Annotated in this window: 19 protein-coding genes; 3 read left to right on the top strand and 16 right to left on the bottom strand. The window is 44.7% G+C overall.

What is annotated here, in order from left to right; translation table 11 throughout:
* Positions 1-19: 19 nt before the first annotated feature.
* The 13 genes from rplE to rplC form a co-directional block, all read right to left on the bottom strand.
* On the bottom strand, positions 20-568 hold the full coding sequence (rplE, locus tag H6G32_RS19585) for a 50S ribosomal protein L5 (RefSeq protein ID WP_190461244.1): 549 nt from the start codon (positions 566-568) through the stop codon (positions 20-22).
* 69 nt (positions 569-637) lie between these two features.
* Positions 638-988, bottom strand: a complete 351-nt coding sequence (rplX, locus tag H6G32_RS19580; RefSeq protein ID WP_242046658.1) for a 50S ribosomal protein L24 — start codon at positions 986-988, stop codon at positions 638-640.
* Positions 988-1,356 (bottom strand): 50S ribosomal protein L14, encoded by a 369-nt coding sequence (gene rplN / locus H6G32_RS19575; RefSeq protein WP_015208462.1) that lies wholly within the window; start codon positions 1,354-1,356, stop codon positions 988-990. The genes rplX and rplN overlap by 1 nt, the downstream gene beginning before the upstream one ends.
* A gap of 42 nt (positions 1,357-1,398) precedes the next feature.
* Positions 1,399-1,650 (bottom strand): 30S ribosomal protein S17, encoded by a 252-nt coding sequence (gene rpsQ, locus H6G32_RS19570; protein WP_190461242.1) that lies wholly within the window; start codon positions 1,648-1,650, stop codon positions 1,399-1,401.
* A gap of 6 nt (positions 1,651-1,656) precedes the next feature.
* The gene (gene rpmC, locus H6G32_RS19565; protein WP_190461240.1) at positions 1,657-1,884 is read right to left on the bottom strand and encodes a 50S ribosomal protein L29; all 228 of its coding nucleotides are present in this window, start codon (positions 1,882-1,884) and stop codon (positions 1,657-1,659) included.
* A 3-nt stretch (positions 1,885-1,887) separates the two neighbouring features.
* On the bottom strand, positions 1,888-2,313 hold the full coding sequence (rplP, locus tag H6G32_RS19560) for a 50S ribosomal protein L16 (protein ID WP_015208465.1): 426 nt from the start codon (positions 2,311-2,313) through the stop codon (positions 1,888-1,890).
* A 94-nt stretch (positions 2,314-2,407) separates the two neighbouring features.
* Positions 2,408-3,175 carry a 30S ribosomal protein S3 gene (gene rpsC, locus H6G32_RS19555; protein WP_190461239.1) on the bottom strand — a complete coding sequence of 256 codons (768 nt, stop codon included), beginning with the start codon at positions 3,173-3,175 and terminating at the stop codon, positions 2,408-2,410.
* Positions 3,176-3,227: 52 nt separating this feature from the next.
* Positions 3,228-3,581: a 50S ribosomal protein L22 gene (gene rplV / locus H6G32_RS19550; protein ID WP_190461237.1), complete on the bottom strand. Its 354-nt coding sequence runs from the start codon at positions 3,579-3,581 to the stop codon at positions 3,228-3,230.
* A 71-nt stretch (positions 3,582-3,652) separates the two neighbouring features.
* Positions 3,653-3,931 carry a 30S ribosomal protein S19 gene (rpsS, locus tag H6G32_RS19545; RefSeq protein WP_015208468.1) on the bottom strand — a complete coding sequence of 93 codons (279 nt, stop codon included), beginning with the start codon at positions 3,929-3,931 and terminating at the stop codon, positions 3,653-3,655.
* Between the two features lie 241 nt (positions 3,932-4,172).
* Complete coding sequence (gene rplB / locus H6G32_RS19540) at positions 4,173-5,036, bottom strand: 50S ribosomal protein L2 (protein ID WP_015208469.1); 864 nt, start codon at positions 5,034-5,036, stop codon at positions 4,173-4,175.
* A 109-nt stretch (positions 5,037-5,145) separates the two neighbouring features.
* A complete protein-coding gene (locus H6G32_RS19535; protein WP_190461235.1) occupies positions 5,146-5,460 on the bottom strand; it encodes a 50S ribosomal protein L23 in 315 nt (104 codons plus the stop codon).
* On the bottom strand, positions 5,453-6,085 hold the full coding sequence (gene rplD / locus H6G32_RS19530; RefSeq protein WP_190461232.1) for a 50S ribosomal protein L4: 633 nt from the start codon (positions 6,083-6,085) through the stop codon (positions 5,453-5,455). Before rplD ends, H6G32_RS19535 begins: the two co-directional genes overlap by 8 nt.
* Before the next feature lie 151 nt (positions 6,086-6,236).
* A complete protein-coding gene (gene rplC / locus H6G32_RS19525; RefSeq protein ID WP_190461231.1) occupies positions 6,237-6,878 on the bottom strand; it encodes a 50S ribosomal protein L3 in 642 nt (213 codons plus the stop codon).
* 985 nt (positions 6,879-7,863) lie between these two features.
* Between rplC and H6G32_RS19520 the strand changes: the two genes are divergently transcribed.
* Positions 7,864-8,340, top strand: a complete 477-nt coding sequence (locus H6G32_RS19520; protein WP_190461229.1) for an NAD(P)H-quinone oxidoreductase subunit N — start codon at positions 7,864-7,866, stop codon at positions 8,338-8,340.
* A 107-nt stretch (positions 8,341-8,447) separates the two neighbouring features.
* A complete protein-coding gene (locus H6G32_RS19515; RefSeq protein ID WP_190461228.1) occupies positions 8,448-9,068 on the top strand; it encodes a Uma2 family endonuclease in 621 nt (206 codons plus the stop codon).
* A gap of 125 nt (positions 9,069-9,193) precedes the next feature.
* Here the strand turns inward: H6G32_RS19515 and H6G32_RS19510 are convergent, their stop codons facing one another.
* A complete protein-coding gene (locus tag H6G32_RS19510; RefSeq protein ID WP_309232612.1) occupies positions 9,194-11,008 on the bottom strand; it encodes a tetratricopeptide repeat protein in 1,815 nt (604 codons plus the stop codon).
* A 380-nt stretch (positions 11,009-11,388) separates the two neighbouring features.
* Here H6G32_RS19510 and H6G32_RS19505 point away from each other — a divergent pair, with 380 nt between their 5' ends.
* Positions 11,389-11,928, top strand: coding sequence for a DUF3172 domain-containing protein (locus H6G32_RS19505; RefSeq protein WP_190461226.1), 540 nt, complete (start codon positions 11,389-11,391; stop codon positions 11,926-11,928).
* On the opposite strand, the gene H6G32_RS19500 is transcribed toward H6G32_RS19505, so the two are convergent.
* The gene (locus tag H6G32_RS19500; RefSeq protein ID WP_190461224.1) at positions 11,925-12,656 is read right to left on the bottom strand and encodes an AMIN domain-containing protein; all 732 of its coding nucleotides are present in this window, start codon (positions 12,654-12,656) and stop codon (positions 11,925-11,927) included. The two genes, H6G32_RS19505 and H6G32_RS19500, sit on opposite strands and share 4 nt — an antisense overlap.
* Before the next feature lie 78 nt (positions 12,657-12,734).
* Positions 12,735-13,244, bottom strand: a complete 510-nt coding sequence (locus H6G32_RS19495) for a hypothetical protein (RefSeq protein ID WP_190461222.1) — start codon at positions 13,242-13,244, stop codon at positions 12,735-12,737.
* Position 13,245 lies beyond the last annotated feature (1 nt).

Genomic DNA, 13,245 nt, shown 5'->3' with positions numbered 1-13,245 from the left:
GTTCCCTCTTTAGATGAACTTATTGATCGCGAAAGGGCATTCCCATTTCTTTAAGTAAGGCGCGGCCCTCTTCGTCATTTTTCGCTGTGGTAATAATGGAAATATCCATACCACGGATTTGATCGATGCTGTCGTACTCGACTTCTGGAAAAATTAGCTGTTCTCTCACACCCAGAGTATAGTTACCGCGACCGTCAAAGCTTTTAGGGCTGACGCCGCGAAAATCCCGAATTCTGGGCAATGCTAGGCTAACAAGTCGGTCGAGAAAGGCATACATCCGTTCGCCTCTCAGGGTCACCATGATACCAACAGGCATGCCTTGACGAATTTTGAAGCCGGCGATCGCCTTTTTTGCCCGCGTTACCACTGGTTTTTGACCAGTGATCAGCGCAATTTCGTTTAAAGACGCTTCTAGTGACTTAGCATTTTGAGCCGCTTCTCCCAAACCTCTGTTAACAGTTATTTTCACTACCTTCGGTACTTGATGCACGTTGGTGTATTGAAACTGATTGGTCAGTTTGGGGATAATTGTCTCTTGGTATAAGCTTTTGAGTCTTGTTGCCGCCATATTTTTTCGTCCTGATTATCCCTGGGCTTTGTCAGGGAAAGTTCTGTGTCTTTTGTGTGCTGCTATTGACTATTTATCAAGTAGCTCGCCGGTTTTCTTCAGCTTCCGTACTTTCTTGCCTTCTGGGGTGAAAGTGTAACAGACGCGACTAGCGACGTTTTGCTTGGTGGAATAAAGCATCACGTTAGAGCTATGGATGGGGAATTCCTGGGTGACAATCCGCCCTGATTCTCCTTCTTGCTGGGGTTTAACGTGCTTAGTTTTAATATTGACACCTTTAACAAGGACTTTGCTGAGTTGGGGGAGGGCTTTGAGCACTTCTCCAACTTTACCTTTGTCTTTGCCAGCAATTACTTGCACGGTGTCCCCAGCTTTGACGTGCATTTTATAAAAAACTTTGGGTTGCGGCTGTTTTGGCATTACAGCACCTCCGGAGCCAGAGAAACAATTTTGGTGAAGTTTTTGTCACGCAGTTCCCGTGCAACTGGTCCAAAGACCCGTGTACCTCTGGGATTACCATCTTTGTTGATGATTACTGCGGCGTTATCGTCAAAGCGAATACACATACCGCTGTCACGATTTATAGCTTTGCGAGTACGAACGATTACAGCTTCCACAACATCAGACTTTTTTACAGCCATGTTGGGTTGGGCATCTTTAACAACGGCGATAATTTTATCACCCACGCCGCCATAACGACGGTTGCCGCCCCCTAAGATGCGGATGCACATTAGTTTGCGGGCACCGCTATTGTCTGCGACATTCAGGTAAGTCTGGGGTTGAATCACAATTGGTCTCCCTTGGGTCGTTGTTAGTTTTGTAACAACTATTTATGTTGTAGCTTTGGCGTTGAGGATTTCTGTGACTTGCCAGCGCTTAGTTTTACTCAGGGGTCTGGTTTCCTGAATCCGAACGCGATCGCCTACTTTGCACTTATTATCTTCGTCGTGGACTTTATAGCGCTGGGTTTGAACTACAATCTTGCCGTACTTGGGATGGGGAGCTCGGTTTTCGATAGCGACTACCACCGTTTTTTGCATTTTGTCGCTCACTACCAAGCCAACTCGTTCTTTGACTGCCATAATCTCCTACTTTTCTGCTTTAGCCGATTCACTTGCTGCCCGTTTACGTTCTTCCTCTACCGTCAGCAATTGGGCTAGGCGATGTCGGGCGTGTTTGAACTGGTGGGGCTTTTCTAGTTGTCTGGTTGCTTTTTGCAAGCGCAACTGAAATAGTTTTCTTTTAACTGCGAGAATTTCCTCAGACAGCTTATCGTCACTTAATTCTCTAGCTTCTGAAATTTTGGGAAGCGGCATAACCTACTCCTGCTCCTGTGGTTGAGAGCGGACAAGAAACTTAGTTTTTATAGGCAGCTTATGCGAAGCCAAACGCATAGCTTCACGGGCGATTTCTTCGGTAACACCACCGATTTCAAATAAAATTCGCCCAGGCTTAACTACGGCTACCCAAAACTCTGGTGAACCCTTACCGGAACCCATCCGAGTTTCTGCGGGACGCATGGTTACAGGTTTATCGGGGAAAATCCGAATCCAGATTTGTCCACCCCTGCGGATATAACGGGTCATAGCCCGACGAGAAGCTTCAATTTGCCGGGAGGTAATCCAAGCCGGTTCTTGAGCTTGGAGTGCAAAATCACCAAAATTGAAGGTGCTACCACGGCTGGCGAGACCCTCCATCCGTCCGCGTTGTTGTTTGCGGAATTTAGTTCTTCTAGGACTTAACATGACTTGCTAATTGGTAATCGGTAATTGGGAAAAAGGTAATGGGGAAAAAGGTAATTAGTTCTTTGATTTCCTATTACCTATTACCCATGACCTATTACCCCTCATTGGAGCGGTCTTCAAATTGCTGGCGACGGCGTTGTTGTTGACGACGACGAGGTTCGCGATCGCGATCTCGATCACGGGTTGTGGGTGGTGGTGGAGTTTCTTCCTGTCCAGGGATAATTTCTCCTTTAAACACCCAAACTTTGATGCCGAGAATGCCGTAAACCGTTTTGGCTGTGCAATAAGAGTAGTCAATGTCAGCCCGTAAGGTGTGTAGAGGAACTCTACCTTCACGAGTCCACTCTGTCCGGGCAATTTCTGCACCGTTGAGCCGACCGCTAACTTGAACTTTAATCCCTTGAACACCAGCCCTTTGAGCACGTTGAATGGCTTGCCGTACAACCCGCCGGAAGGAAACACGGCGCTCCAATTGTTGAGCGATGTATTCCGCAATCAGGTAGGCATCAGCATCAACTCGTTGTACTTCTACTACGTTAATGCGAATTTGGCGATTGCTACCCAACAGTTCTTGGAGTCCCGTGCGCAATGCTTCGATACCTTGACCACCACGACCAACTACCACACCTGGTCTGGCTGTGCGTACTTCTAGATCGATTTGGTCAGCCTTGCGCTCAATTCTCACCTCGGAAATCCCGGCGTTGTTTTGCGCGAGTCTGCCCAGTTTTTGTTCTATGTATTGACGAAGTTTGTAGTCTTCTTGTAGAAGTTCTGGATAACGGTCAGGAACGGCAAACCAACGGGATTGGTGCTCTTGGGTAATACCCAGGCGAAAACCAACTGGATGTATCTTCTGTCCCACAAATGCTTCCTCTAAAATTTCTTACTTTACGCAATTTTTCGTGTAAGCGTGCTTATTGGGCTGCGGCACCAACAGCAACAGTGATATGACACGTGGGCTTGCGAATTTGGTAAGCTCGTCCCTGAGCTCTGGGCTGGAACCGCTTCAGAACCGGGCCTTGGTCGGCATAAGCCTGGGTAATTACTAGGTTGCTTCGATCTAGCCCAGAGTTATGCTCGGCATTAGCGGCGGCGCTTCTGAGAACCTTTAATACTGGTTCACAGGCACGATAGGGCATGAATTCTAGGATGATTAACGCTTCTCTATATGATCGCCCCCGAATTTGATCGAGTACGCGACGCACTTTGTAGGGAGAAATGCGTATATAACGGGCGATCGCCTTTGCTTCAGTAGTATCAGTAGCCATAATTTTCTCCATTTGTCAATAGTCATTAGTCACTAGTCATTAGTTAAGGACTAAGGACTAAGAACTATTGACTACCTGCCTGCTTTTTTGTCACTTTTCCCATGACCCCTGTAGGTACGAGTTGGGGCAAATTCCCCCAACTTATGCCCTACCATTTGCTCATTTACAAAAACTGGGACGTGTTGGCGACCATTGTGAACCGCTATGGTATGACCTACCATCAGGGGTAAAATTGTCGAAGCTCTCGACCAAGTTTTAATAACTTGTTTTTCGTTTTTAGCGTTCAGCTTTTCAATCTTACTGAGCAGATGATCAGCGACGAAAGGACCTTTTTTTAGAGAACGACCCATAGTTAGATTTTGGATTTTGGATTTTGGTGATGCAGCGCTGTCTTGGGTATCTCCATGCCACTTGCTTTAAGCCAGGGAACCCTTCCAACGCAATGGCTCCCTATGAGCGACTGCGGAACCTGGAGGAATTTTGGATTGAGAATTTCGGATTTTGGATAATTAGGCTGCTGATCAGAGTTCGCAAATTTTGAATACTTAAAAGTAAACCCAATCTAAAATCCCAAATTTCAAATCTAAAATTCTAAGACTGACGACCACCACGACCGCGTTTAGAAGATTTGCGGCGACGACGCACAATCAATTTGCTGCTGAGTTTCTTCCGGTTCCGTGTCTTAGCACCCAAGGTAGGTTTACCCCAAGGTGTCACAGGGCCTGGTCTACCGATAGGCGCCCTACCTTCACCACCGCCATGTGGGTGGTCAACTGGGTTCATGACGCTACCTCTGACCTTAGGACGGCGACCTTTCCAACGGTTTCGCCCTGCTTTACCTGCACTCAGGTTTCTGGCGTCGGTGTTGCCTACTTGTCCGATGGTGGCGTAACACTCACGCCGAATCAAGCGAACTTCTCCTGAAGGCAACTTGAGAGTTACATAATTACCTTCTTTTGCCACTACTTGGGCGGTAGCACCAGCAGCACGCACGATTTGACCGCCTTTACCAGGAGTCATTTCTACGTTGTGAACGCTAGTACCCAAGGGTATGTTTGAGAGGGGCAAAGCATTGCCATCCTCAAAGGGTGCATCAGAGCCAGCAATCACGGTTTTACCCACAGTCAACCCGTTAGGTTGGAGGATATAGCGTTTTTCGCCATCTGCATAAAGCAGCAAGGCAATCCGCGCGTTCCGGTTGGGATCGTATTCAATTGCCGTAACTGTAGCCGGAATATTCCGCTTATCTCGTTTAAAGTCAATAATGCGGTAAAGCTGTTTGTGTCCGCCACCCCGGCGACGGCTGGTTATCCGCCCTTGATTATTCCGACCTTTGGGACGATGTACCGATTCAGTTAGTGATTTTTCTGGCTCGGATTTCGTGATTTCCGCAAAGTCGGAGATTGTAACTTGGCGAGTACTGGGGGTATAAGGGCGATAAGAACGAGTACCCATAAACGATTTTTGATTTCAGATTTTGGATTTTGGATTATCCGCTGGTCTGTTGTTAATTTTGGATTTTGGATTTTGGATTAAATAAATCTAAAAACTAAAATCTAAAATTTTAGACCTCTGGGAATAGAACCTGTCTAATCTTTTCTTCGTCCCCAGGTGCGACGGTGACAATAGCTCGCTTGTATTGGGGCTTGAAACCAACGAATTTGCCAACGCGCCGTTTTTTACGCGGTGGCATATGAGTATTAACTTTGACAACCTTAACTTGAAACAAGTCTTCAATTGCTGCTCTAATTTCCAGCTTGGTTGCTTTGGGAATTACTTCAAAAGTGTATTTATTTTGCTCCATTTGGATGGTCGCCTTTTCGGTGACAATGGGGCGACGCACTAAATCGGCAAGGTCACGGGGGTCAAACTTAGCCACTGTAGACCTCCTGAATTTTTTCTAGGGCTGATGCTGTAACTACAACCTTGTCAGCGTGCAGCAAATCATAAACATTTAGCTGGTCAGCGGCAATTAGCTTTAAATTTTCTATATTGCGGGCTGATAAACGGATGTTTTCGGCAATTTCCGGCAAAATTAACAGCGCCTTCATTTCTGGTGCTGCTCCCCAACGTGCCAATGCTGCTACCAATTCCTTGGTTTTGGGGCGTTGTAGCTCGGCGCTAAATTCTTCTACCACAATCAAGTCTTCGATGCGGCTTACTAAGGCTGTCCGCAGTGCTAAACGCCGCTCTTTGCGGTTTAACTTTAGGTCAAAATCTCTGGGTTTGGGCCCAAAAATTACACCACCACCACGCCAGAGGGGTGAACGAATAGAACCTGCACGAGCACGACCGGTACCTTTTTGTCGCCAAGGTTTGCGACCGCCGCCTCTGACTTCAGAACGAGTTTTTGTACTGGCGGTTCCTTGGCGAGCATTGTTCAATTGTCTGACTAATGCTCTGTGTACAATATGAGATGCGGTTTCTGGTTTGGCAACCCGCAACTCGAAGCTTGTCTCTCCGACTTGCTCTCCTTGCCAATTTTTAATTACACTCTCAACCATTTTGCCATTTGTCCTTTGTTAGTTGTCAGTTGTCAGTTGTCAGTTGTGAGTCAGTGCGGTCTTGGGGTTCTCCCTCATGAACAACTGACGTTCCCTGAAGGGTCAATTGTCAGTTTTCCTGAGTTTTGCTGCTGACGCTGACAGCTAACAGCTATTTTGCTCTACCTACTAGGGTTGCAGGCACGATACTTACTAGAGCACCTGGTTTACCAGGAATTGCTCCCTTAATTAGTAATAAGTTGCGTTCCGTATCTACTCGCACCACAGTCAGCTTGCTAATTGTGACGCGTTTACCACCCAAACGCCCTGCCATCCGCTTACCTGGATAGACACGACCTGGTGTAGTACCAGCACCGATGGAACCTGGCGCTCTGTGATTTTTGGAACCATGTGACATGGGCCCGCGACCAAAGTTGTTACGCTTTTGGTTGCCTGCGAAACCACGTCCGATGCTTGTGCCGACTACATCGACAATTTGACCTGCACTAAAAATATCTGCTTTAATCTCTTGACCTAAGGCGTAGTCGCTGGAGCTATCGGTGCGATATTCGTTCAAGTGACGCAATGCTGGGGCAGATGATTTGGCCAAATGTCCTAGCAGGGGTCTGTTTAATGCCTTTGGTTTAACTTCGCCGTAACCAACTTGGATGGCGGAGTAACCGTCGGTTTGTTTCGTTTTAACTTGTGTAACAGTGCATGGCCCGGCTTGAATAATCGTGACAGGAATAGCTCTTCCTGCCTCGTCAAAGATTTGAGTCATGCCCAGCTTGGTGCCGAGAATACCTACAGACACAGTAACTGGTTCTCCTTTCTAGTTGCTGACCTTGGAATCGGACTTTAGAGGACACACTTTTTCAGCGTCAGCTGAGGGTGGACGAGCCTCTGGGATTTGCACTAGCTGATACTAGTTCAAATTCTTTGTGACGCAACAAACCTTGTCCCTACTGTTTGGTGAATCTGTCTACTTTTACTCTCTTGGTCACCAGAACAGCCATAGGTGTCTTCCCAATCCTTGGGAAGGAATTACTTCTGGAATCAATGCAAGGCGCTACTGCTTTACGCTTTGTGCAGCAATGCTTTCGTCCAAGCAATTACTCTGGCACTCTGGAGGTTTTAGTTGGACTTAAGCGGCTGATTTCCGCTCAGTATCCTTTTCGTGAGGCTGATGCAATGCGATTAAACCAACATTGCTGCTCATTTTCTACTTCACTAATTACTTTAAACTATTGTTTAAGGTTTTGCCTGTTTTTTTTTCAGGGGCTTCAGGTGTGAATGTAGTCTGGATCTGAGGTTTAGCTGTGGTTTTTTTATCCGCCAGATCCTCAATTGACCGGAAAGCTTTATTTAGTTTACCAGTCTGCTTCGTAAAGCTTAGACAAGTCTAGACATTTACTTCTTTCTTCAATGGGAGCATGGGAGCAGTTATCCCTCCGAAAGCTTACACGCTTCAGCCAAGCGTGATCAACTGATTGCTCTTACCGATATAAGCTAGCTCATTCCCTAGGGAATTGATTCATCAGCCCTTGATGCTAACACTAGCTCAGAATTGCGAATAAGAGTACACTCTATTTTTACTGTTTGGTCACAATCTCAAAATATAAATCATTTCTTTACTTTTGTCCAGTATTTTGCCAGGGATTTTTTGGCTTGGGCTAAGGGAGAGAGACGTAAGTTCTGTCTTTAAAACCATTTTGCTTAAATTATGTCACTTAATCTAACTTAATCTATTGGCAAACGGTAAATAATAGAGATATCTAAGTGGAATAAGACGAAAATCTATGGCACTACTTACCACTGGCAATGCGTTAATTCGGGATCTGGAAAAATTTGGCGCTCTTGGGGTGTATGTTCCTCTGGAAGGGGGTTATGAGGGTCGATATCGCCGCCGACTACGTGCGGCTGGCTATGCTAACCTCCACATTACGGCTAGGGGACTGGGGGATGTGGCTGCTTATCTGACGAGGGTTCATGGTGTCAGACCACCGCATCTTGGTAAAAAAAGTACTGGTAGTGGTGCGGCTGTGGGTGAGGTATACTATCTACCCCCGATTCTCAGTTATCAGCTAGAACAGTTACCACCCAAGTCTAAGGGGTTGGTATTGTGGATTATTGAGGGTCATGTTCTGTCTGATCAGGAAATTGAGTATTTAGCGACTTTGCCTAGTTTGGAACCACGGGTGAAGGTGGTTATTGAGCGGGGTGGCGATCGCTATTTCCGTTGGACGCCTCTGGAAAAAACACTGGTAGCAGCTTAGGCATTGCGAGGGCGGGGTTTCCCCGCCCCTAGGTTTTTTTGTTTCGTGCGATCGCCATTAGGGGTTGAATTTTGAGTAATTTGAGGGTTGACAAAGGTAGGTAAGTTATGAGCCAAGCTTTACCAAAACCAGTAACTTTTGCAGATTTTGTCGAATGGAAGCCAGAAGAGAAGCGTTATGAACTGCATAATGGGGTAATTGTCGAAGTGAATCAGCCTATAGGAGAACATGAAGATATTAAAGGGTTTTTGATTGTCGAGTTAGGTTTTGAATGTAAACGATTAAATCTTCCTTACGGCATACCTAATCAAGTACTAGTCAAGCCGCCTGAGGGTGAATCATGCTATTTACCAGATGTAGTGGTACTAAATCGCTCTAATTTAGTAAATGAGCCGTTATGGAAAAAAGAATCTACTGTTACTCAAGGTGCATCAATTCCATTAGTAATAGAAGTTGTTAGTACTAACTGGCGAATTGATTATTTAACTAAAGCTAGGGATTATGAAGAGATTGGTATTCAAGAATATTGGATTGTTGATTATTTAGCTTTGGGTGGGACTCCCTACATAGGGAATCCGAAACAACCAACTATTTCTATTTATGAATTGATTGATGGTGAGTATCAGGTTAGTCGATTTAGAAATGATGAGCGGATAGTTTCACCATCTTTCCCGGAGTTGAATTTGACTGTTGAACAGATTTTTCAAGCTGGTAGTATTTTGGGTTAGCGCTTTTTTGTTTCACGCAGAGGCGCAGAGGCGCAGAGAGGAAGGTGAGAATAAGGGAGGATTGGGATATCAAAAAATAAGTTATGCAATTTTGTGTGATGGGCATTTTACCTGCCTAACTCTCGCTAAGAATGGTAATTATCCCGCAATAATTGCAGATTTTTACGAGTTTTGATTGTGTTGGGATGATTTACGCCTAAGCTGAGTTCAGCAATTGCCAAAGCTTTAAGGTACAAAGGTTCAGCTTCTGTGTATCTGCCTTGGTCATAGTAAAGTTTAGCCAAGTTGTTAAAACTAGAGGCGATATAGGGATGCTCATCTCCTAACAGCCTTTCCCTGAGTTTCAAAGCTTTAAGAAAAAGACATTCAGCTTCTTTGTACCTGCCTTGGAAATTGTAAAAATTAGCTAAGTTATCACAACCAGTGGCAAAATCGGGATGCTCATCTCCCAGCAGCTTTTGCCATATTTTTAAAGCTTTGAGGAAAAGAGCTTCTGCTTCTGTGTATTTACCTTGAGAATTGTAGAGTAAAGCCAAGTTGTTGAAACTTTCAGCAACATGGAGATGCTTCTCTCCCAACAGTTTTTGTCTGAGTTCTAAAGCTTCGAGGTGAAGAGATTCAGCTTCCGTGTACCTGCCTTGGAGATAGTAAATATAAGCCAAGTTGCTGAAACTAGACGCGACATCGGGATGCTCATCTCCCAAAAGTCGTTGTCTGAGCTTCAAAGATTTGAGGTAAAGATGTTCGGCTTCTGTATACTTGCCTTGAGAGTCGTAAAGATAAGCCAAATTGTTGTAACTGGATGCGACATCGGGATGTTCTTCCCCCAGTAGGCGTTGGCTGAGTTCTAAAGCTTTGAGGTAAAGATGTTCAGCTTCTTTATACCTGCCTTGAAATTCGTAGAGTGCCGCCAAGTTGTTGAAACTGGCTGCGACATAAGAATGCTCTTCTCCTAAGCGGGATTTTACTACTGATACAGATTGCTCACGCCAAGATTCTGCAAGCTGATACAATCCCTGTGCTTCATAAAATTTCCCTAAACCAACAAAAGGCAAAATTAAAGTTTCATCACTAATAGCAGCAGTCATATTTTGGGCTACCTCTGCTAAATGAGGGATAGCATTTTTTACTGATTTAATAAACTCTTGGGTTGGTGATTCGGGTATTTCTTTAGCAATGTCCACAAAAACAGATGCAAAAGCCTGTTTCAATTCTTCCGCTTGCGGTGATGCTGTGAGTTTGGTTTGCAGAAATTCCCGAATTAAGGGGTGAATTTTATAGCCATCTGCGGTATCTTCGACAAACTGAATTAAATGGCGTTCATAAAGTTTGTCGTTTGCGGTTTCTACATCAGCAGTATTCCAGTTGAGTAAATTAGTTGCAGACTCTACCCATTCCCAAACAAAGATATCTGGTGCAAACAAGCTTAAGAACTCAGCAATACTCTGTGTCATGGGTTCGAGTTCTAGCCAACTTAACTCAAATGCGGCTTTTAGTCCTCGTTGTGCTGTACTCAGAGTTTTGTGCAATTCCGGGTTGATGGCTTCATCTTCTAGTCGCTGTGCTTTTAGCCGTTGCAACATTTTGGCTAATGTCCAATGAGGCGGTTTTTTTGCTAAATACCGTCCGACTAACTCTAAACCCAATGGCAGATATCCCAACCAAGCACACAATTCTTTTGCTGTTTCTGGTTCTTTTTTTACCCGCTTTTCACCAGCTATGGCTGTGAACAACTGCAAAGCTTCAGTCGATGACAACACATCTAGCAGTATTTCCTGAATATTGGCGTCTAGGTTCCGCAATCTGGTTGTCATCAAAAGGCGGAAACGGTTGGTTTTGGGGAGGAAATCTCGACAATTCCCTAAGTCTGTTACATCATCTAAAACGACCAATACCAGCCCTTCTGGGGGTTGCCAGTGCTGCCAATGGCTCCATTTCACAGCTCTTTTAGCAGCATTCAGGATATTTACTTAGTATTTCATTGTTTTTGCTGACTGTCTTGTTATACAAGAGACAACATAGTGGTTCTCGTTTGGATGCAAGACGGGTGGGGACACAGCATTGCTGTGTCCCTACGAATGGTGTGTATTGCAAACGGTAGCAAAGGCCGAATGGGTGAGACAAAAAATTAAATTGGTATTATTGAAAGTGCGATGGTGTGAAACGCCCGCACTAAGAGCGATCGCTATTCCTCGTAAGATCAGCACGATATACTGGGAAAAAGAAAGCGGGTAATTACTCTCCAAACTCGGCATACTAAATGAGGGAGAGAAGTTGAGACCACTCTCTACCAATTCGGCGCGAAGGTGAACAAGCAAAAATGAGACGTAAATCAACTGGTAGATCGGCTACTACTTCTAAACCCCCTGCTTTCCAATCCCCAGTACTTAATTTCACCATGATCGCCATTTTGGGAGGGGTGTTAATTCTGGGAATTGGTATTGGCATTGCTTTTAGTTCTACAACCACGTTAACTCCATCAAATGTGGCTTCTCGTGAATTTATTGACACCAAAGCTCCAAATCCTGATCTTTGCGTACAGTATGGAGCCAGCGCTATGGTAATGGATGCCAGACTGTTTGTGACTCTCAACCCGTTTAATGTCTATGTTGCTCAACCGAGTATGCGTCCTGGATGCGTTCTGCGTCAAAATAACTGGGCACTTTTAGAACAGAAAAAGCTGATAACTTCTGATCAAGTAAGAGAATGTAAGAATCGTCTGAATACCTTTGGTTTTACGGGTAATTTAGACAGTGAGAAACCTGATATTCGATGCATATATCAGAATGAATCTGCTCAAAATTTCTTTTTATCTCAACCTGGTGCTGTCGGAACGCCTCAGGATACGGAGAGATTTTAGTTTTGGTTTTGGGGTGATGGCGATCGCTTATTTGCTTTGGGAAGCGGTTGACCAAACTCAATCACTTTGATATCAGGAACATTGGCTGGATAGTTCCCAGAATTAGGAACACTAGGCACATAGTTGGGGACTGTAACGCGATTAAGGTTACCAGATTGATTGGGGAAAGTAGCTGGAGGGAGAGTAGTGTCGGGTAGTTGAGAGGGGTTGTTAGGAGTTAAGGGCGGTACAGTAACAAAGGGTTGCTGTTGGTAGTTATTTGGTGAAGAAGTGCTATCATTAGCAATGACAGAGCTTAATATCCAGCGCGTGGGGTTCTGTCGGGAAACAGGTTGTAGTTGCACCTGATTTTGATCTAAAACAATCCCTGGTGCTAAATCCAAAACAATGCGAGTAACACTAGCGTTTAGTTGGGAAACTCGAACACTTTGGATGGCTCCAGAATAATTTTCTTGGGTAAGAACACGTCCCAATTTAGTATTCGGTATATCGACGACAAGACGCGGGGGTTGAGCAAGATAGAAGTAGCTGGGAGTGGTACCTGCGGAGAGGGTAATTTCTAGTTGCAGTTTATCTGGGTTAAAGCGCCAATTATCTAGGCTGGCTGGGGGTGCGGCGATACTGCTGCTAGTTTCAAAGGCAATCGCAGTGTACAAGCTAAATAAGGTAATGCCAAATATCTGTTGATATGACGGAGAAAATTGCTTATTTCTAAGTAACTGATTCATTTTTTAATCTCTTATGTAAATAATGGGTAATGGGTAATGGGTAATAGTAAAACTCTTCCCAATGCCCAATGCCCATTTTTAATGGCTGGTTGACTTCGGAGATTTTTCCTTATTTGTTTGTGGTACAGCGGTGAATTCCAGAGGTTTGGAAATGCCATTAACAGTTAATTGACCGAGAATACTAACTTTATCTACTAGTGGTATTTGAATTGTGATTGAGTTAATCGGCTCTTGTTGAGATTGAGGATCGTTACAAAGAATGGATTTGTCAACCTTGCCAGATAAGCTTAACTGCTGATCGCGCAGAAGTCCTGAAAGAGGAAGTTTTTGTTCAGTATCTGCGTTGGTGTTTGCTGGTAATAGAGAGGCATTCAAGTAAATACCTGATTGTTGAATATTTAACGTTAGGGCGTTAGATTTCTCACAGTTCGGCAGGTTCTCAGTGAGTGTCAGACGATAGCGACTGTTAATTGAAGTAGCGGTCTTGAGATTATTTTCTCCATAGGCGGTGACAGCTTTAAATAAGATGAGAACTGAACTGATTGCTACTCCATAAAAGGCTAAGGATTTGAAATTGAAATGAGTCATT

It is taken from the genome of Cylindrospermum sp. FACHB-282, from assembly GCF_014697195.1.
GTDB lineage: Bacteria > Cyanobacteriota > Cyanobacteriia > Cyanobacteriales > Nostocaceae > Cylindrospermum.
This window is presented reverse-complemented; position numbering and strand designations above follow the sequence as displayed.

What these genes read in the sequence shown, in the direction of transcription:
- rplD (WP_190461232.1), bottom strand. Translation starts at nt 6,085, where the DNA reads ATGGTTGAGAGTGTAATTAAAAATTGGCAAGGAGAGCAAGTCGGAGAG.
- rpsQ (WP_190461242.1), bottom strand. Translation starts at nt 1,650, where the DNA reads ATGGCAGTCAAAGAACGAGTTGGCTTGGTAGTGAGCGACAAAATGCAA.
- rplX (WP_242046658.1), bottom strand. Translation starts at nt 988, where the DNA reads ATGCCAAAACAGCCGCAACCCAAAGTTTTTTATAAAATGCACGTCAAA.
- rplB (WP_015208469.1), bottom strand. Translation starts at nt 5,036, where the DNA reads ATGGGTACTCGTTCTTATCGCCCTTATACCCCCAGTACTCGCCAAGTT.
- H6G32_RS19500 (WP_190461224.1), bottom strand. Translation starts at nt 12,656, where the DNA reads ATGAATCAGTTACTTAGAAATAAGCAATTTTCTCCGTCATATCAACAG.
- rpmC (WP_190461240.1), bottom strand. Translation starts at nt 1,884, where the DNA reads ATGCCGCTTCCCAAAATTTCAGAAGCTAGAGAATTAAGTGACGATAAG.
- H6G32_RS19515 (WP_190461228.1), top strand. Translation starts at nt 8,448, where the DNA reads ATGAGCCAAGCTTTACCAAAACCAGTAACTTTTGCAGATTTTGTCGAA.
- rpsS (WP_015208468.1), bottom strand. Translation starts at nt 3,931, where the DNA reads ATGGGTCGTTCTCTAAAAAAAGGTCCTTTCGTCGCTGATCATCTGCTC.
- rplP (WP_015208465.1), bottom strand. Translation starts at nt 2,313, where the DNA reads ATGTTAAGTCCTAGAAGAACTAAATTCCGCAAACAACAACGCGGACGG.
- H6G32_RS19520 (WP_190461229.1), top strand. Translation starts at nt 7,864, where the DNA reads ATGGCACTACTTACCACTGGCAATGCGTTAATTCGGGATCTGGAAAAA.
- H6G32_RS19505 (WP_190461226.1), top strand. Translation starts at nt 11,389, where the DNA reads ATGAGACGTAAATCAACTGGTAGATCGGCTACTACTTCTAAACCCCCT.
- rplE (WP_190461244.1), bottom strand. Translation starts at nt 568, where the DNA reads ATGGCGGCAACAAGACTCAAAAGCTTATACCAAGAGACAATTATCCCC.
- rplV (WP_190461237.1), bottom strand. Translation starts at nt 3,581, where the DNA reads ATGGCTACTGATACTACTGAAGCAAAGGCGATCGCCCGTTATATACGC.
- H6G32_RS19495 (WP_190461222.1), bottom strand. Translation starts at nt 13,244, where the DNA reads ATGACTCATTTCAATTTCAAATCCTTAGCCTTTTATGGAGTAGCAATC.